Source organism: Bacillus cereus group sp. BfR-BA-01311 (assembly GCF_022664295.1).
GTDB lineage: Bacteria > Bacillota > Bacilli > Bacillales > Bacillaceae_G > Bacillus_A > Bacillus_A cereus.
Genome location: NZ_JAKUHC010000002.1, coordinates 90,046 through 110,316 on the forward strand (window position 1 = coordinate 90,046; position 20,271 = coordinate 110,316).

Here is a 20,271-nt window from a genome sequence, read left to right on the forward strand (position 1 = left end):
ATTTACCGAATATCTAAAAATCCTTTTAATACACCAATTGTCTCAGGTGCTTGCAGTCTTGCACATACGTACGGATATTCCGTACTACCTTCAAACATCATTTGAGATGTAAGCGGTGCGCCTGCCCAGAAGATTTCATCATCGATTACTAGGAACGGGGATGCTTTATTTTGTCTTTGTAACTTTACATTTTTCAGTGGAACTGGTCCGTCACTATACACTGTTATTTGCGCATTTGTACGCATTAACGCTTGCCATACTCGCTTATCCACTTGTTTTGTACTTGGAAGTGAAATAATAATTTTTCGTTTTGCTGCTAAAATATCTTTTAATAGCCCTTTCGTTTCCTCAAGATTCATTTCCATAAACCAACGTAAACGTTTCGATATTTTTCGTTCCCACAATTGTCTTGATGTCGTGCGATCATACACATCTCCGTGACGTTCTATATGAGCTGTTAATTGTGATAACGCTTGTTTTCTCGAAAGGTTTTTACGCATATAATGGCAATCTGATAATTGAATGAACTTCCCTCTCGCCCTTGTCACTGCTACATTGACGAGGCGATGGTTTTTATGGTCAAAGAATAATACGCCAGGTCGTTCTTGCGGATAACTGTCAACCGTATCAAAGATCATCATATCTCTTTCAGAACCTTGGAACTTATGAACTGTCGCCGCTAAAACTGGTATGTTTTGATATTTCGTTCTCTGCAACATTTCTCTAATACACGTCGATAAAAAGCGTGACTGCGCCCTGTAAGGTGTCACAATACCAATTGATTGAACACCGTCTAACAATCCGATTAACATCATTTGCATTGCTACTAAACCAGACATAATGTTAAAACGTGAACCAGAAGCAGCATCTTTTAACGAAAAAGCTCCCATTTGGCTCGTATCAAATAAAACACTCGCTTCATTTGCAAACGGCTGCAATTGCGCAAGTTCTTTACGCTCTGAAACAGACGGATGATCGTATACTCTATTTTTATAAATAAACGAATTCGTAAACTTCGATATATCCGCATGCATACGTCTTTGTTCCTGCAACATAAATAGGTTTGGGTGTGCTTCTGATTTATTAACAGACTCAACAATTCCAGCATGGTAAAACATATCTTCCCCAAGCCATTTGCGAACAAGTTCATGATTTGCCATCGCAATTGGAGGTAACTGTAAAAAGTCACCGCAAACGACGATACGTTTTCCAAGTGAAGCAGCTAATGCAATTTGCGGAACGAACGCCATACTCACCTCATCTACGACAACTAAATCAAATGTACGCTCATAAATTAGCGCATCAATAGCACATTTCGATAAAGTTGCGCCGATTACTTTCGCATTTTCAATATATTCTTTTTCTACTTCTTTAATTTTAGCCTTTTGCTTTCGAAGATCACTTTCAATCTCCTGCATACGCTTCTTATCAGAGGACGTTGCCTTATACGATAAGATTTTTTCACGAAGCTCTTGGCGTGTTTCTTCCAAGTAGAGTCTTTCCTCACCCCATGATCCGTTCGTCGTTTCAACTAACTTAGATGCAAGTAACGTTTCATGATTTCGTATATGTTCATGTTGACTATAACCGTAACGAACAATTTCGCCAGGCGTCCATTTCTTTTTCTTCTCAATTTGCTTCGTTACTTCACTCATTAATACGTCTACTGCCGCATTACTATGAGCTAACACAAGTACCGATTTTCCTTTTTGATAATGGGCCGAAATAATACGTGATAAATTGTAAGACTTCCCTGTTCCCGGCGGTCCCCATACGTACGTTGTCGGATTATAAAACGCGCGATATGCCAGTTCATTTTTTGGATTTTTCATCTTCTCAATATGTTTCGGGCTGCTCGTCCCATCAACAAGACGCTTTATACGATTACGTTTCAGCTTATCTTTACGTGCTTCTTTCAATCGCTCTTGCAGTTGCTCTAAAAGTTGCCACGGTTCACTGTATAAAACCGCTTCTCTTATTTCACCTTGTATATAATCATTTAATTTCAGTTCTATTTCTAATCCATGTACAGATAATACTTCTCCTGTCGCTTCCTCACCATCGAACTCAATTCGAATCGGTGAACCTTCAGGTAAGCTTACTTCCGAAATAAGCTGAAATACGTATACTGTACTTTCATAATCTGTATATAAAAAACGACCATTCATGATAGAAATTTTACTACCACCTATCGTTTTCCAATGTTTAATTTCATATGCTAATGCATAATGCCACTCTTTCATCGTTTCCGATAATGAAGGAGTTTGAGTAGTTGTATTCATCGTATAATCTCCTTCCTTCTCCCCAAACATACTTTCTCACTATACCATATAACACGCTAAAATTTGTAAGGTTTTTATCTTGCTTATTTTCTTAATTTTCAATAATATATTGTATATAATTTTCAGAAAGAAGGAATCTACATGCCAGTTAGAAGAATAGAACACGTTGGACTTATGGTTGCAAACTTAGAAGCATCTATCTCATTTTATGAAGAAGTAGTCGGCTTACAGCTCCTTAAACGTATGGGGCACCCGAACCCAGACTTAAAACTCGCTTTTTTAGGTGTGGAAGAATCGAAGGAAACGATACTCGAACTCATTGAAGGTTATAACTCTTCTCTTCCGGCAGAAGGAAAAGTACATCACATTTGCTTTAAGGTAGATTCATTAGAGGATGAAATTGAAAGAATACAAAAACACGGCGTAACCTTTTTACTAGGAGAAGAAATCGAAACATTACCAGATGGAACACGTTACATATTCTTCGCTGGCCCTGATGGAGAGTGGATTGAGTTTTTTGAGACGGAGAGATAAAGTGAAACTTTAGTCAGCCCACAATAAACGGGATAATAACTTTATGATTCACATAAGGAGTAGAAACTGATGAATACAGTTTTTATTATCGTTTTTTGGGTACTTATACTATTTCCACTTCTTAATATAATTCTGATAAAGAAGTGGAATATAAGTCCCATTGATCTCATGGGGGTATTTGGCAATTTAAAAATGCTGTTTACTTATAGCACTTTTACGAATGCAAAAATAGCCAAAATACGCAAGCAGTTTTGCATAAAAACTTGCATATTTTAGGCTGTTTAATTGTACTCCTTATTTTGTTAAAGTTACCGTCAGTTCAATTCCAAAGATCTCAGCTGACGATTAACTCAAGTACCGATTTCGGATGACCCTCATGTGATGAAGTTCGTGTTCTGTATCCGCTACACTATCTGTAGCAACAGTTGCTATCTCATTTTCTTCAATACTTGACATTGCTCGATTTATAGCCTGTTCTAGCTTTACGTTCTTCTTGTTCATAGCTGTTACTAAGCGTTCTATAGTTGCTACATCTTTATGATAAAAAATTCTAGAATTATTATTGCTACATTCTTTCATTTTATTAATTAGTATGATATACCATCACAGCACCAGAAAGACTAATATAAGCTAGTATCATCCATACGTTATCATTTCTAATCTATCCTGTTTAGAAATGATAACGTTTTTTTGTACTTAAAGGTATTAAAATTTCTTAAGTTGATGGGAATATATAGGTCCCCTATATGGTGGAGATAAAATCGTAGCGGATAACAAAGGAGAAAAACTAAACGGTCTAAAAGTATTGTATTTTAATATTGAAATTTTAAAAGTAGCCAACTATATAAAATGTAACACTGACGTTCCAGGGGATTATGTTGAATACAATAATGAGGAAAAATGGTTTATGTCTATATTATTTTCTCTTCCAATTACTATATCTTTTTAGCATACTATTAACTATAAGGAGGGAGTGCAGAAATGGAAGAAAAGAAAGTGACGTGGTTAGAACTCTTTTATGATTTGTTATTTGTGGCGGCAGTGACGGCTGCGACTCATGTTTTACTTCATGTTGAAGATGGTCAAATCCATGCAGAGTATTTGGTAAAATTTGTCTTAATTTTTATTCCGATTTGGTGGGCTTGGGTAGGGCAAACCATCTTTGTTAACCGGTTTGGAAAAGATTTATTTCATCAAAGAATTTTTTTGATCCTGCAAATGTTTTTTGTCCTAATAATGACATCAAGCTTATCAGCTGATTTTGATCCTTATTATCTTTCTTTTTTAATTGGCTATATTGGCTTAAGGGTCGTGACTGCAATTCAATATCTTGTTGTCCAGCGTATAGAAGAGGGGGCTCGAAAAAAAGCAGCACTCTTTTTAGGAAGATATTTTGGGATTGGAATCGTTATTTCGTTATTATCCGTCTTTTTTGATTCTTGGATTCGATATGCTGTGTTATATTTTGGGATTCTTATCGATATTATTGTCCCACTGCTTGGAAGGAAGTGTTTAGAAAAGGTTCCTACAAATACAGCCCACTTGTTAGAGAGATTTGGTCTATTTTCCATTATTCTCTTTGGGGAAGCTCTTGTAAGCACTCTTGTGGTCATTCAACCTAAACAAGGAAATTGGGATTCAATAAGCTTTGCGATCATTTCATTTATCCTCATTATTTCGATGTGGTGGCAATATTTCGATAACATGGAGAAGAAACTCGACAAGTCTAGACAAACTTCTGGTCAAATTATTATTTACGGTCATCTATTTATTTTAATGTCTTTGAGTATGGTTGCAGCATCCATTAGATTATTATTTTTACATGAGGTCTATTATTCTTTTATCTTATATTTTGTTTTTGGTTCTGTATTGCTCTATTTCCTGTCAACTACAATTGTTTTTCATCAATACAGGTTTGAACAACACCGCTTGAACATTTATCATTTGTGCTTGTTTTTAGGAATTTTAGCAGTCTTTTTTGTTATTAATTTAATTATAGTAGTGCCGAATATTGTGATAATAGGACAATTAACCTTATTTTTTATCATCTATGCTAAATTAACAAGCACATAAATAAAAGAATCAAATAAATTAGTATCAAACTATAATACTGGTTTATATATATTGGTAAATTTTATATTTATATTAAATCTTATAATTCACGGTGACTCTGATGCAACTGTACCTTTTGAGTTAAGTGGAAACGCACATATGATTCCATTCCTGATAGTAAACTTGCTCTAATACAAGTTGTCCTCATGGATTAAACGCAACTCCTACAAAAGAATTTAATGAAGTATTATTAACATTTTAAAAGAATAATCTTTGAGGAACTACCAGAGGCGGTTCAACAGCAATATCAAGAATAATAACACGAATTTATCGATTAGGGTTTTCCAAAAAGAGTAGCGCTATGCCTAATCTTTTGGAAAACCTTCTTTACATAGTTTTTTTAGGTCTCTTAGGGGAATCGTCACAGTGCTATCAAGTTAAAAAATACATTCTTCCCATAAACGAAAAAACGAACTGAACTTCTATGGACAACTATGAAAGAATGAAATTTTCGTTTTGGGGATAATTCAAAATCTTAGGTTGATGGCGATGTGGCAGTACCCCAAATCCAACATCTCTAGCTAGATTCTGTAAGGTATTTGGTGATAAAAGACTCTTAATCTCCTGTGCAAATAATTGTAAGTCGTCAGATACAGAATTAGACATAAAAAAACGTCATCCTTTCCTATAATTCTACCGTAAGAATAACGTCTTTATGGCGATATGGTGGTATACCTACTTAATTTAGCTTATTCTCCATTTTCGGGGATTTGGGCAAAATTACCCCACAAAAAAACAGCGAACCCTTCGAATATGTGGGTTCGCCATTATAAATCATTTATTTCACGTCTAATTTTTCTTTCACCTTCCCAGGAAGCTCGTCTTTCTTCACCTCTTCCCAAGCAGTTACACCTTTTTTATCGGAGTGGAATACGCGTAAGAATGCTTCTTTACGAAGCTCTTTAAATCCATTAAATTTCACTGTTTTTTCATTACCATTTTCGTCAAATCCTTGTAATTCATAATTATACTCTGTGTATTTATTTCCTTCTTTAGATACCCCTGACTTTATTTTCGCATCAGTTGTAATTTGAACATAGTATTCATCTTTTCCCATACGATTCACATCGCAACCAACTAACATTGTAGCAAATACAACTAGAATACTAAAAAGTGTAATATATCTTTTCACGTCATTCACCTCATGTGTTTTTTATTATGCTGTTATCATAACCCCTTTTTATTTGAGAAGAAATTCAAGAACATGACATGAAGATTACACTTTTGTAAGATAATAAAAAGACGACTACAATAGCTGCCTTTTTAATCAACATCACAACAATCACTTGCATTGTAGTCTAACATTTAAATAAACCAACCCATATAAACACAAAAAAGAGGAGTCACCCTAAGGTGACTCCTTACCTAAGATAACTCCCAAAATATAAGTTATACAACACCCTTAAAAAAATAAATAATTTACTCCGGTTGCTATGATAGAGAATCCCATAATAATTGCTATTACAATACTGTGACGTACACGATTCATAACGAAGATTGCAATATACTCTCGAATCATCGCATTTGGGCAATAATAGAAGGCTGTTTTTGAGCCAATTCCTTGGCTATTTAATCCTACTATTTTAGCGTATAATCCGGCGCGAAACACATGGAAGTTGTTTGTAGAAAAAATGCAGTTATACCGTGTTCCTTTTAATGATTCCATAATTCTCTTTGAAAAAAGCATATTTTGGTATGTTGTAGTAGAACGGTCCTCTTTTATTGTATTCTCTAGAGGAATCCTATTATTCACAGCATACTCCTGCATAGCTTTCGCTTCAGAAATATTTTCATCTGATCCTTGTCCACCAGAGAAAATAATCTTAGGTGGTGAGGAAACTGCTTCTTGTTTCTTATAAAATTCAATAGCTCTATTAATTCTGCTAGCTAAAAGTGACGTAACCTTAAATATTTAGAAATTTAAAAAGCCCCCTAATATTGTTAAAGGGGCTTTACTCATACGAATGATAATTTTTATAAATAATTGCTAAATAGTGAATTTACATAAATGCTTTTAGAAGCTCTTGAACTAATGGGATTGCTCCACCTATAAATTTTAAAACTGCCATTGCGATTTCCATATTATTTCCTCCTCTTTTGTTAATACTGGGATGTGATTAAACTTTATACCTTCATTATAGTAAACGCTTACATTTGTAACAATACATTTCTGTATGCAATATTGCATATTTATACGTTTTGACAATATTTGACCTCTATTAGCCATTCTTTAATGGTACCATAACGAAGTGAGAGTCTTTAAGGGTTCTCCTTAATAGGAGGAAATATGGAAAAAGTTCAAGATATTTACAGTTATATAAAATTTAAAAGTTGGTTTAAACAAGTATTAGCTGTAGGAGGAATATTAGGATTCTGCTACTTGGTGTTATATGGTTTTTGTTTTTTAGTTGATATGTAAATATTATACAACGATACTAGTGGAGTCTTGCCTACAGAGGTAAGACTCTTTTATTGTACTTGAGATGAACAAACTACATACAATAGCTTTCAGGTTCTTCAAATTTCTCTGTATGGTTCTTTGTTCCTCTATGTTCTAGACCCACTATTTCCTATCATTGAATACAAATGAACTTCCATTTATATTGAAAATACAATTTTATTGATAAAAAATGTCTTTTTACTAGATACATATTAAAAAGAAAAGTATAAGTTGTATTCCATTTCGGTACAATCTTTTTATCTTTGAAAAGGACTTAAATCTTATTAATAGATTTGAGTCTTTTTTGTATACATCAATCTCTATATAACCATATAAATATAATATATTAAAAATAATTTAAATGCAAGAATACTTGTAGAGGAACCGCCAGCACTTCGAAAAAAACAAGCTAAGCCAAAAAATACAATAAGCTGCCCATATGGACAGCTTATTTACACAATTTTCTTTATGGGAAGTACACTTAAGGTCATTTTTAACTTAATAGGAGTCTAATATCTCAAGTTTCTTAGCTAATACCCAGCTATTTAGGCCTAAAGATGCATAAATATTGTAATAAAAATAATTCCCGTTTCTCAATGTTTCCTATAATTCTTTAGTATCTTCATAGAACATAGGCCAACCTTGCATTAAGATATTATATATATATTTCTTACTACAAATATGGACGGTATAATCCTTGTTGCAGTTTTAATTTTAATCAGGTCTATTGTAATTACACAGATTGAAATATCTATTCAATTTTAAAAATAGTAAAGGAAATGTATATAAAAAGATCACTTGTCTTAGAAACAAGTGATCTTTTTATTAGATAAACTGCAACTTGCTAACAGCAGGTAATTGTTATCCTATTCATATGTTCAATAGATATCATAATACATTTTTTAGTTATATAGACGGAATTGTTTCTAATGAAATGAGACCAAAAATATTTCAAAAGGTACCATTAATTATTTAATGCTTTAAAAATGCAATTTTGAACCTTTCGAAGCACTAAATTAGATAGATTTTAATAAACTTCAAACTTTGTCTGCATCAGGATCTCACAATTGAGTCTGAGTAATTAATGCTGTCAACATAACAAAAGAGTCCTGATTGAAACAAACTCTTTTATGAGTTTTTACAAGAGTAAACTTTTAAGCACATAATTACATTTCTATTATTTATTTTACCACTTGTACAGATGCTGGTTTCCACCCTTGATTCTCTACCCAATCAATATTAACCTTATATTTTTTATTACTTTGTTTATCTCGTACATTACCGTAGGCTTTATTATTACCATTATTTCCAATAAAATCGAAAATCAATTGGCTCTCTGGAACATCAACAGCATAAGAGATTGCTTTTTTCATCTCACTCCAATCTACTGTTCCTTCTTTAAATTTCATATCAGGTTTTGCTCCTTGCTCTGTACCAATTGGCTTCCATGAAGGATTAGTTTGAGGATCCTTTTCTTGAGATACCGTTTTTTCTTCCTCTTTATTTTCGTTCGTTTTTACCGATTTTTCTACTTTTTGTTTCCCTTCTAACTGTGCTGCTTCTTTATCTTCGCTTTTCTTTTCTTCTATCTTTGCTATTTCTTTATCTTTAGTTTTCTTCTCTTCTAACTTTGTTGCTTCTTTATCTTCAGTTTTCTTCTCTTCTATCTTTGCTGTTTCTTTATCTTCAGTTTTCTTCTCTTCTATCTTTGCTGTTTCTTTATCTTCAGTTTTCTTCTCTTCTATCTTTGTTACTTTCTTTTCTTGAGCAATTGCTTTCGTTGATGTATTAGAAGGGGTAAACAATTGGTATGTCACTATACCAACTGTCACTAATACCAAAGTAAATGCAATATTAAAAATTGCCTTTTGACGACGATTCTGTTGTTTTTCTTGAAATCTGCTTACTTGTCCCATTCTTCAAACCTCCGTGTTTACTTTCTCCTCTACTCTTTATGTATTATCCCTAAAATTCTTAATATTTTTATTAAACAATAGAAATAAACTACACTTTCCATACAGGATTTCATATCATAATAAAATTTGTGTTTTTTCAAGTATCTGACATATGTTATTCAAAATAGTTTAATACATTAAAAATTGATAAGCTTCTGCACTTAAGAAACCTTCAATTTTATTCAAAGGTGATTCCAATTACGTCCACATTAGATCTCCTGTAGAAAGCTTTTTAACAATTAAACCTCTTCTTCCCTTATTAATAATTTTAAAATTAAATTTCCCTCTATAGTATAATAAAGATGTTTCGTTTTCTAATGGGGTATGTCGTAAAATCAAAAGAGATTTTATCTCTTTTACCTTCTTTTCAGAGTAAAGTTCACCACTAGGAAATTCTATTATTCCTAATGTAATCTTTAATTCGCTCTCATCAAAAGCCCACTCTTTATTAAGTTCTCTTATCTTTTGTATAAAGCTTCTTTTAGTTTGTCCTATATAGAGCAATGTTACATTCTTAGCATATACTCTAGAGATTGCAAATATCCCCTTCTTAGAAGCTTCTTCCCTATTATAAAAGTCATTTATACTATACATGCCATACCACTTAATATGTACTGTTTCTATGAATCTCACCTCATTTTTAGACAATATTATAATTTCTGAATGTTCAAATTATTACGGGTACATATGCTTGATTACTTGAATTATAAATTGTGCTTTTCAATAATACATTTTATTATTACTAATTTCAATAATGAAGAAAAAATACAATATTATAGTTTAATTACAAAGCTGTATAAAAACAAAGTGATGTCATGCCACATATTTTCTTTTTTTACAATTTCAAACTATCGTGAACAAAATTTTAAAATTTATGAAATAAAAATATAATGTGTATGTACATACACATTATATTAATTGAAGAAAAAGAGTAGAAATTTAATCTCTCTACGCTGTTAAAATTATTCAACTCCAAAAAAACTGTACATCTTCTAGAGATACTAATTTTCTAGTTTTGATGTTTTTATAGTGCTTGAGAGTGATATTATTCAAGCTTTTTCATTGAGAATGCATAAATACAAACAAAACCAGTAATACATCTTTTCTGTACCGTACTGGTTTTGTTTAAGATCATCTTAAATTATAGCTAGTTCACCGAGATTGCAAATTCCGATTTCGGTGCCCCAGCGAATACGATTGTTCCGTTCTTCGGCAGTTTCGCCTTGTTATTGCCACTCACGATGCTAAAGTTGACACAAACTCCCTTCTCATCATACACCGCAAACGAACCCTTTGGTGGCAACGTCACGGTCATTCTTTTCTCTGCTGCCGCTTGCGGAATTGTAAACCATTTCGCATGTCCATTTGCTCCCAGCGTAACTTGGGATGATTGGCCTATATCAATTGGTTTTACATTTGATTCACTTACGTATAACAACCCAGCCATCTTCATATATTCATTTCCACCTTCTGTATAGAAGTGTGTTTCCGTTGTATCACGGCCATTCATTACGGGAATTTGGAGCTGATGCGTTGCGGTATTCGGACCTGTAATTTTTCTGCCCCCCCAATAACCTGCTGGGCCTTCCTTGCGAGTAATTTGTGTACTAAGAAGTTTCGGTTGAACGAGATATTGAATAGAACTAAATTTCTCGTTTACAAGATAGAACTTGACACCTTCCCTCTTTGCCCATGCAGCAGCGGTTTTCTTCGATAGCACGTTGTCTTCTAGTTTCTCAGCTAAATAGTGGGTCATCACACTTTGCCCTAAACCTGGATGCGATTTATATGCGCTCTCCTTCAAATAAGTTCTTCCATTTTTCTCGGTTACGAAGTTGAGCTTTGAAGTCCCCTTCTCATTAATAAAGCTTCCATCAGTAGTATATACATATTTTTCTTCTGGATTAGATGGTAAGAACAGTTCTCCGTTCTTCGTAATTTCAATTGTGAAATGAGTTTCGCTATTGCCATAAAACCCTGCTTTCTTTGCTACGCCTTGAGGCATTTTGACTTTGACCGGCTTACCAAAGGATTTGTTCGGCTTGATTTCCTTAATAGTACCTTTTTCTTTAAGCGTAGCGAGCAGTAATTCAGTTGCCATTAGTTGATTTGTAGAGCTCCGTCCACCAGATGTCAATACAGCCGCTGCTATTTTCTGTTCCGGAAGCACGACTAATATAGCATGTTGCAGTGCCGTATCGCCGCCCTTAGTCAAAGCTTTGATCCCATATTCACTGAATGGGTATAGTTTCACACTATCCCAGCCAAGACCATAGTTAAAAATATTCTCGCCAGCCCCCGGCCACATTCCTTTTTTATATTCCTCTTGCTCCATCGCCTTGACTACCTTATCAGAGAGGATTCCTTTTCCCTGTCCCATAAATAGTTGTGAGAATCGCACCATATCTTCTGCCGTAGAAGATATGCCTCCCGTACCAATAACATTCACCGATTCAATTGGAAGTTGTCCTTGGTACGCCGGGAAATATAGTCCAGCCCGATTTTCATCCCTCCATTTGTCCTGCGGTGTTTTCGTATGATTCATCTTTAAAGGTCCTGTAAAGTTTTGATGTAGAAATTCAGTAAAACTCATACCACTAACTCTTTCCACCAAAATTTCGGCCAGCGTAAAGCCATCGTTACAGTAGACCGAGAAAGCACCAGGGTCCGCCTTCAAGTTTTGATTTGACAATTGCTGTAACAAGGTATCATGGGCATAGGTATCATTATCGTTAAATAAAAATGCATTACCTAACGTAGAACCTTGTAATCCAGAGGAGTGATTCAATAACATACGCGGTGTAATACGTTTGTATCGACCGTCCTTCATCTTAAAATCAGGAACATAGCGGACAACAGGAGCATCCAAATCGACTTTTCCTTCATCGACCAGTTTCATTACAGCCGCTGTTGCATACATTTTACTGACTGAACCAATCCCGTATAAAGTATCTTTGGTTAGCGGCTTTTCCCCTTCCATATCGTTCTTGCCAGCCTGACCCGACAAAATAAGTTTTCCATTATCAATTAGTGCATACTGCACGCTAGCTGCCCCATGGGACTTCGTAAGTAGCTCCGCCTTCTCTGCTGCAATCTTCTTCAGTTCCTGACTAGCTACTTCTTCACCAGTTACAACAGTAGTCTTACTTTCAGAAAATGCTTTCGTTCCTGTTGGTAGAATCATAGTTACCGCTAATGCAGTGGCTAACACACCAGTTAGCTTATTTTTCATCACGGAATTACCTCCTTAAATAATTGATCGTTTTCATCATTCATTTGTTTAACTATGAAACTATGATAAATTTTACCCGTTTTTACTTTTAGACTACTTGCTAAATTCAGCAAGTAAAATATTTTTAAAAGGATCAGGAGTATCAGCTTTAAGGCTGTTCAAATTGACTGCCAATGTATGCTTGCCTCCAAGTGTGCCTCCAGCAAAAGTTAAAAAGCCAGGAATGGTTCCTCCATGCCCCCATATCAATTCACCGTTTGAAAGCTTCATTTTGAAAATTCCAAGCCCGGAATCGCCAAGCTCATCTACTCCTGTAGGGACTGTTGTAAGCATTTGCTTTAGTTGCTGTTCTTTCAATAACTTGCCCCCAAGTAAATAAGAAAAGAATTTGTTTAAATCATCAGCTGTAGAAATCATATCTCCGGCCGAGCTCCCCATACTTGGGTTATAATAGGTAACATCTTTTGGCTCACTTGCTCCGTCTAATTGGATATATCCACGGGCATGCTTGGTTCCTGGAATGACGCTTGAATTTCCAGGTAAGAATGTATTCGCTAATTCAAGTGGTTCAATAATTCGATTTTCAATCTCTTCCGCATAGCTGTTCCCAGTTACTTTTTCAATAAGAATTCCTAGTAATACATATCCTGTATTTGAATACGACCAGCTCTTTCCTGGAGCAAAATCTGGAGGCATGGATATTCCCATCTTTACTAATCCTTCAGCAGTATAAGATTTTTTTGTATCCATCATATTAAAATCCTTTGACCTTGTGTAATTAGCGATACCACTTGTGTGATTCAATAATTGCCGGATAGTAATCTGTTTATCATCATATCCATTTCCTTGAATGACACCAGGTATCCATTTTTCAATAGAATCGTCTAGATTTAAGCGGTTTTCTCCTGCTAATTGAAGTATAACTGTTGCAGTGAACGTCTTTGTCACGCTGCCAATTCGAAAACGAAAATCTGTTTTCATTGGTTTCTTAGTACTCAGATCAGCTACACCAGCCGCATAACTCCATGTTTTTCCACTCTCAGAAGTTTTAGCAAGTATCCCTGGATATCCTAGTTTCAATGTATCCCGCATTGCCTCTTTGACGGAATTATGATCTCTTTGGGTGCTTATTTGTAACGAACTAGATACATTTTGAATGGACTCCGCTTTTACACTTGAGGTTGGAGTTGTATAAAACAGGGAACCTCCAGTTATTAAAAGAGCTAAACCTGAACATGTAATTTGACTATGCTTTTTCATCAAAATAATCCTCTCCCCTATTCATATTGTATAAATAGTTATTTGCTGTTTGGAACTAATCACACAGCTTTCTTCTTACCCCACTGCAAAAGGACGACATTGAATCTGTAATGTCTCTTTTCCTCCAAACAAGTCTTATTAATTGATTTGTTTTTTATAGAAATATATAGTATTTTTCTCCTCTCACTCTTCTTTACATTTTCATCTTACACAAGGAAAATCTCTTTTTTCTTACCTCTTCCTTACAAATTCCTTACGTTCAAAATTACTTTTATAATTGATTATTTTTTATTTTAATAACATTTAGTTGTATTAATTTGATAGGAATTTGACTTCACATAAAAGTTTATTTATTTCGAAAAATGAATTTAAATACAAATTTACTATTTAATATTCAACACCTCACCTATACATGTCCTAACATAAGTTTCTATCATCTATATGTATTATTTATTACAACAGCTTTCACGCTAAAAATAAGATATTTCAAAAAAGAGAAATATAGGTATCTCAACAAGAGATTACCAATATAAACAATGTGAAAATGTAAGAACCCCTGTATTACTGCTGATTTCCCTCTAACTAATACAGTTTCAAACATTAGACACAAATACTACATGTAATGTTGAATTTATTACCTATTCAAAATTCTGTTTGTTCATTTTTTCTTAAAATACAAAAATATTTAACTTATAAATATACAAGCTATAATAGGGACGTCTAGGGATAACCTATTAGCACCTTAGAAAATATCAACTTTCTAAAATTGAACAAGATGAAAAAATCACTCAAAGAAAGGTGTGTAATCAAAAAGAAAATTCATTAAAAATTCTTTAATAGTAAAAGACATCGCATTAGCTATGCCTTAGCAATGTCTACAATGTTGACGAGGTTATTGAAGTGATGTAAAGGGATGGAAGACAGATGTCTTACGAATTAAAAGCAATAGTTTTAGAGGAATTCTGGACATACTTACAATTTTTTAATCCTTATTCACTTAAATACACCCATCTACAATCAACAGATTTTGAAAGCGTTAACAAACATTGGGTTTTAGATTCAATTAGAGAAGAACACACGATTTGAGGAACTTGTAGGAGATTCATTTTCCAGAACGACTTATATTCCTAAGACTTAAGAATAGGATACAAGGAGGATTTATTATATGAATGGGAATACTGCTAAAAAAATAGAATTGCAATCTGAAAATACTGTGATTACAAACGAGAAATATTTGGATCCTAAAAAGTGGCATAAGCAAGATACTACGTGGGCATTGAGCCTTTTTGGGACAGCAATTGGAGCAGGAGTACTCTTTTTACCAATTAATGCAGGTTCAGGTGGTTTATTATCATTATTACTCATTACATTACTTGCCTATCCAGTTATGTATTACTCACATAGAGCGCTTGCTAAAATGATATATGCTTCCAATTCTGCCGATGAGGGAATTACGGGTACAATAAGAGAGTATTTCGGAAATAAGGCGAGTATTATTTTTAACATCGTATACTTCGTCTCAATTTATACAATTGTCTTGATGTATTCAGTTGCACTTACAAATACTGCAAGTAGTTTTATTGTGCATCAATTACATATGAAAGAGCCCTCAAGAGCCATTTTATCGCTTGTCTTAGTACTGGGTCTTATCGCTATACTAAATTTTGGTCAAGATATCACTGTAAAAATTATGAGCTTGCTAGTATACCCTTTCATAGCTTCTCTACTATTTATCGCAATATCCCTAATTCCTCAGTGGAACACATCAATGCTTAGTTTTTCAGATGTCTCTACTGCTTCAACCGGAACAGGATATTTGGGAACGATATGGATGATACTACCTATCATAGTGTTTTCATTTAACCATTCTCCAATGATTTCGTCTTTTGTGATAAAACAAAGATCTACGTATGGAATAGAAGCAACTGATGCTAAATGTGCTCAAATACAAAAAGTTTGTTATATCATGACGTTCGTTGTTGTTATGTTCTTCGTTTGGAGCAGCGCACTGAGTTTGACTCCAGATGATTTAAAAGTGGCAAAAGAGCAGAACTTATCAATCCTATCCTATCTCGCTAATGAACTTAATTCGCCAGTAATTACGATTGCAGCTCCTATTATTGCTTTTATGGCTATAACAAAGTCTTTCCTTGGTCATTATATAGGATCATATGAAGTAATGCGTGATATGATTATCAAATTTGGTAAAACACGTGGACAAGATATAGAAGAAAAAACAGTTAAGACAGTAATTCTTACTTTTGTCGTATTAACATGCTGGTATGTTGCTTATGCAAATCCAAGTATTCTTGGGCTCATTGACGCTCTAAGCGGTCCATTAGTTGCTGCTATCTTATGTCTATTACCAATGTATGCGATCCGTAAAGTACCGGTATTAGCTAAATATAGAGGTAAAATGAGCAATGTATTTGTTATTATTGTAGGAGTACTTACTATTCTAGCAAGTATTAAGTCATTATTCTAATTTACTATTTTTTGTTCTTTTGCAAAATATAATGAAAGACGGAGACTAGTCTGGTTCTACAGTAGGTGCAACTATTTTATCTATCTGAATGTATACTTTAATGAATTTTCCGAAAGTCATCTCCCACCTACTCACTGAGCTGTGACCCTTCACGCTCCTTGAGTAAGGAATCTTCTTGGTTAAAATCAAAAAAAAAACACCCCACTTAGTTAAGTGTCCAAGTGGGGTGTTCCTACTTTGTATAGATTATGCTTATGAAATATTCCTCTTCTAAAACAGCAAATTGTTTCATTCATAATTGATAGACATATATAATAGGAATGAGTCGTAAATGAACACGATAATACCTAGTAGTATCCCATCTCTTGTACTAGATTCTGGACTAATCGATGTAAGTTAAAATAAATCAAGTACAATCACTAATAATATAAGAAAACTTGTAAAGAGTGATTTTTTTGAATTCTTTTTCATATATTCATGTTGCACATTACTGCTCATGGATAGATACCCTTACATGACCGAAGTGATAATAAAGAGCATCTATAGCGGATTCTCTCGCATGTTTTCACCCCCATGGATCAAATCATATCCAAGAATGCAAAATCTACCTATTGTTTGTACAAAGAATAGAATACGTATCGTGATGGAAACTGGTCGAAGAATGTAGAAATTACAGATAGCTATCTATATGCTACCTTTTATGTACTTAATGAAATACAACGGTTATGTGCAACCCATCTCATAGGTAAATGGTTTATGTAAAAAAGACAGTGATTTATCCACTACCTTTGTTGTATTATCCAATTGGATTCAGTCACCATATAGTATTAGATGCGTTGAGTTTGGAAAAAACTATCTAATATACATTGAATCAGGCACAGACATTAAATAATAGAAAAGGTCGCCTACTATTCCACTAGTAAAAATAATAAATCCCATATAGCGTATACCTTTAATTTTTGACCGTAATCCAATGAATGCTGCTATTAGCCCAGTTAAAGAAAATAGAATCCAATATAGTTCGGTTGGAATGGGAAGATATTTATCTCCATCAACCCCCATACCCCAAAAAACATAAGGCAGTACGACAAAAGAAACGCTGAGTAATCCCATTACACTGGCTAGTAATTTGCGATATTTAACACCAGTAATAATTAGATAGATCCCACCGACAAAACCGCATAATACAAGATAAGGTACATAGAGAATCCAAAGAAAACTTAAGATAATCATATATAATTTCCTCCTAATTTATTTTCACTCATTATAGTTTTAAGGGGTTATTTAATTGTCTGAATCGGTTGCTAGTGTATCAAGTTGTTCTAACGCTTCTTCAAGATCGAACGAATTAAACCACCGGTAATCATGTTTGTCTAAAATACGATAGTGCTGACTTATTAGATTTTGTTGTAAACGAAAGTTCCCTTTTTCTTGAATCTGTTTCCACCACACTTTTCCTCCCAATGTTTTTTCTTTGAATTTGCTAGTGCTATTGTGGGCCATTGTCTCGATTACTACTAATGGATCATCCCCAAGAGAAGACTGTAAAACCTCACTATTCCTAAACAATGCACAAATAGCAACGGTATTGGTCCAACCTGCATTTGTTCTCCCTTTCTCAATTTGAACAAGCGTTTTTTTTGAAATGCCGAGAACTTCAGCCATTTTATCTTGTGTATATCCTTTTTCAGTACGTATTAACTTTGCTTTCGTTGAAATGAGTTCAATTATAAGCTCCTTATTCACTTTCTCCCCTCCAAGGTAACAAATGTTTATTTTAGTGTAATTTTACACTAAAATAAAACCCATTTTCAACTCCCACCTCTAAATCTTCTAAAAAATAATCGAAAAAGCTATAAAAATGCTCATTCTACAGTTATCCATGAGAAGTTAGCTCGGTTTGGAGTGTTAGAAAATTCTTAGCTGGATAGCGATGTAATCATGCCCTTTTTTAGATTCATACTATCAGTATATCTAAGATTAGGAGATCACTTGCAAGAGTCTTGGAAGTATTGCAACCGTGCTGTGTTATAATTCTAAAGTACTAACATTTCAAGTAGGACTTATAGATGTCGGTTTGACATATGAAATGTAAAACCAATCTGTTATTTTGAGGGTTCAGGCTACCAGTATTTAAACTAACATTCACACTAAAAGAAGTACAAGGAGGAAGGTATATCTATTAAAATAGTGAGGTATACCAAATTAGAAATGAACATTAAATTTAATAAAAAAGTAGTAGCATTCACGGCAGGATTAACGGTATTATCTTCACCATTGGTATCGTTTGCAGAGGAACAACAATTAGTAAACAATAAGCAACCTACAAACGTTCAGGAACAAAGTAAAACAACATCAGATGAACAAGCTTTAAAAAGTATTGAAGCTAGTTTTGAAGGGGTAGATGGACGTGGTGGAGGTACTGTCGACAAGAAAAAAACAGACAGTCTTCAACGTTCAGAAGGTATTCATGAAGAAACAGGTACATTAACTGTGCCTAGCAATTCAAACAGAATAAAACGTAGTCTGTCTCCCATATCACCTAGCACCTCTAGTACAATAAACGGTGTTCCATTCACTGAGTGGATTGTTCCAACAGGGAATGATAATATTCGTCCGCAAAATTACATGAGTCCAAAGTACATTACAATTCATGAGACTGATAATACTAGTGTAGGAGCAGGTGCTAGAAACCACGCTCAATACCTATATAACCAAGCAGTAGGGAACACAGACCGAGCTGCATCGTGGCATTTTACAGTAGACGATAAAGAGATTTATCAACATCTACCATTAAACGAGAACGGATGGCACGCCGGAGACGGTGATGGTCCAGGTAATAGAGAATCCATTGCAATTGAAATCGCAGTTAACAGTGACGGTAACTATAGTAAAGCAGTAGATAATGCTAAGAAACTTGTAGCTTATTTAATGAAAGAAACTGGTGTACCGTTAAATAACATTGTAAAACACCAAAAATGGAGTGGTAAAATCTGTCCTGCTAATATGATTAATAATGGACAATGGGATGCATTCGTAAATGGCGTTGGTGGGTATTATAATAATTTTTATCAACCAAAAGATGACATTACTGGAGGTTGGTATGAAGAAGCTATTCGAGAGTTAAATAGAAGAGGTATTATGATAGGGGAAGGAAACGGAGTTTTCGCACCTAATAGAGCGATAACAAGAGCCGAATTTGCTCAATTAATCTCTAAATCTCTAAACCTGCCAGCTGGAGATGCTTCATTTAAAGACCTAAACGATGCAAATACAACTTTACGAGATGGTATTAAACGTACTGCAAGTGCAGGTATCATTCAAGGTAGAGGAGATGGTTATTTTGACCCAAACACACCTATTACAAGAGAAGAATCAGCAATTATTGTAAACAAGGCTTTACAGTATAAAGGTATATGGGGACCAGTTGTAAACCTACCATTCTCAGACAAAGACCAAATTATTTATAAAGAAGACGTACAAAGACTGTATGGTCTAGGTATTGTAAGAGGTAAGGGTGACAATCAATACGATCCTAAAGGAACAACAACTCGTGGTGAAACAGCAACATTCATTCTAAATATGCTACAAGTAATTGAAAATGGTAGTGTTGAAAAGGTAATTGGAACGGCTCAAATTAATGGTATTGGAGTAAATGTTCGAAGCGGATCAGGTACAAACTATTCTATTGTTAGAAAGACAAGTAAGGGCGAAAAAGTTACAGTATATGAAGAAAAGAACGGCTGGCTAAGAATTGGAACAGGGCAGTGGATTTATTATGACTCTAGTTATATCGACTATAATAGATTATAAAAGACTTAATAGTTAAAAGAACAGAGTATATTTGGATATATAACTACTCTCAGGTTGTGAAGAAGACTTTCTCCACAACCTGTTTTTGTGTCTGGCCCCCTCTTTACCTACCAATACTGATAAAAAGAGGAAAAGGAGAGATTCATTATGATGGGTGC

General features: G+C 34.3%; 13 protein-coding genes and 3 pseudogenes. 5 read left to right on the forward strand and 11 right to left on the reverse strand.

The window, feature by feature from the left end:
• Positions 1-2: 2 nt before the first annotated feature.
• Complete coding sequence (locus MR136_RS05645) at positions 3-2,312, reverse strand: AAA domain-containing protein (RefSeq protein WP_061457434.1); 2,310 nt, start codon at positions 2,310-2,312, stop codon at positions 3-5.
• 111 nt (positions 2,313-2,423) lie between these two features.
• Here MR136_RS05645 and MR136_RS05650 point away from each other — a divergent pair, with 111 nt between their 5' ends.
• Complete coding sequence (locus MR136_RS05650) at positions 2,424-2,816, forward strand: VOC family protein (RefSeq protein WP_001145268.1); 393 nt, start codon at positions 2,424-2,426, stop codon at positions 2,814-2,816.
• A gap of 390 nt (positions 2,817-3,206) precedes the next feature.
• On the opposite strand, the pseudogene MR136_RS28525 reads toward MR136_RS05650, so the two are convergent.
• Positions 3,207-3,389: pseudogene (locus tag MR136_RS28525) on the reverse strand (hypothetical protein); the annotation flags it as partial.
• Between the two features lie 408 nt (positions 3,390-3,797).
• On the opposite strand from MR136_RS28525, the gene MR136_RS05660 reads away from it, so the two are divergent.
• The gene (locus tag MR136_RS05660; protein ID WP_098686017.1) at positions 3,798-4,889 is read left to right on the forward strand and encodes a low temperature requirement protein A; all 1,092 of its coding nucleotides are present in this window, start codon (positions 3,798-3,800) and stop codon (positions 4,887-4,889) included.
• 817 nt (positions 4,890-5,706) lie between these two features.
• Here the strand turns inward: MR136_RS05660 and MR136_RS05670 are convergent.
• The 3 genes and pseudogenes from MR136_RS05670 to MR136_RS28530 all read right to left on the reverse strand — a co-directional run bounded on the left by MR136_RS05670 (position 5,707) and on the right by MR136_RS28530 (position 7,116).
• Positions 5,707-6,060, reverse strand: coding sequence for a YxeA family protein (locus MR136_RS05670; RefSeq protein WP_000833211.1), 354 nt, complete (start codon positions 6,058-6,060; stop codon positions 5,707-5,709).
• A 270-nt stretch (positions 6,061-6,330) separates the two neighbouring features.
• A pseudogene (locus tag MR136_RS05675) lies at positions 6,331-6,834 on the reverse strand (YdcF family protein); the annotation flags it as partial.
• 94 nt (positions 6,835-6,928) lie between these two features.
• Positions 6,929-7,116: pseudogene (locus tag MR136_RS28530) on the reverse strand (hypothetical protein).
• Positions 7,117-7,215: 99 nt separating this feature from the next.
• Between MR136_RS28530 and MR136_RS28405 the strand changes: the two are divergent.
• Positions 7,216-7,347, forward strand: coding sequence for a hypothetical protein (locus tag MR136_RS28405; protein WP_255794473.1), 132 nt, complete (start codon positions 7,216-7,218; stop codon positions 7,345-7,347).
• 1,202 nt (positions 7,348-8,549) lie between these two features.
• Here the strand turns inward: MR136_RS28405 and MR136_RS05680 are convergent.
• The 4 genes from MR136_RS05680 to MR136_RS05695 all read right to left on the reverse strand — a co-directional run bounded on the left by MR136_RS05680 (position 8,550) and on the right by MR136_RS05695 (position 13,815).
• Positions 8,550-9,284 carry a YrrS family protein gene (locus MR136_RS05680; protein ID WP_103622179.1) on the reverse strand — a complete coding sequence of 245 codons (735 nt, stop codon included), beginning with the start codon at positions 9,282-9,284 and terminating at the stop codon, positions 8,550-8,552.
• A 237-nt stretch (positions 9,285-9,521) separates the two neighbouring features.
• Complete coding sequence (locus MR136_RS05685; protein WP_002164503.1) at positions 9,522-9,956, reverse strand: hypothetical protein; 435 nt, start codon at positions 9,954-9,956, stop codon at positions 9,522-9,524.
• Positions 9,957-10,470: 514 nt separating this feature from the next.
• Entirely contained in the window at positions 10,471-12,555 is a 2,085-nt protein-coding gene (locus tag MR136_RS05690; protein ID WP_061457438.1) for a serine hydrolase domain-containing protein, read from the reverse strand.
• Between the two features lie 93 nt (positions 12,556-12,648).
• Positions 12,649-13,815 (reverse strand): serine hydrolase domain-containing protein, encoded by a 1,167-nt coding sequence (locus tag MR136_RS05695; RefSeq protein ID WP_061457439.1) that lies wholly within the window; start codon positions 13,813-13,815, stop codon positions 12,649-12,651.
• A 1,165-nt stretch (positions 13,816-14,980) separates the two neighbouring features.
• On the opposite strand from MR136_RS05695, the gene MR136_RS05700 reads away from it, so the two are divergent.
• Entirely contained in the window at positions 14,981-16,300 is a 1,320-nt protein-coding gene (locus tag MR136_RS05700; protein ID WP_061457440.1) for an aromatic amino acid transport family protein, read from the forward strand.
• Between the two features lie 852 nt (positions 16,301-17,152).
• On the opposite strand, the gene MR136_RS05705 is transcribed toward MR136_RS05700, so the two are convergent.
• Both MR136_RS05705 and MR136_RS05710 read right to left on the reverse strand, forming a co-directional pair.
• Positions 17,153-17,533, reverse strand: coding sequence for a hypothetical protein (locus MR136_RS05705; RefSeq protein ID WP_000584980.1), 381 nt, complete (start codon positions 17,531-17,533; stop codon positions 17,153-17,155).
• A gap of 51 nt (positions 17,534-17,584) precedes the next feature.
• Positions 17,585-18,046, reverse strand: coding sequence for a helix-turn-helix transcriptional regulator (locus tag MR136_RS05710; RefSeq protein WP_001031163.1), 462 nt, complete (start codon positions 18,044-18,046; stop codon positions 17,585-17,587).
• Between the two features lie 465 nt (positions 18,047-18,511).
• Here MR136_RS05710 and MR136_RS05715 point away from each other — a divergent pair, with 465 nt between their 5' ends.
• Positions 18,512-20,113: an S-layer homology domain-containing protein gene (locus MR136_RS05715; protein ID WP_061457514.1), complete on the forward strand. Its 1,602-nt coding sequence runs from the start codon at positions 18,512-18,514 to the stop codon at positions 20,111-20,113.
• Positions 20,114-20,271 lie beyond the last annotated feature (158 nt).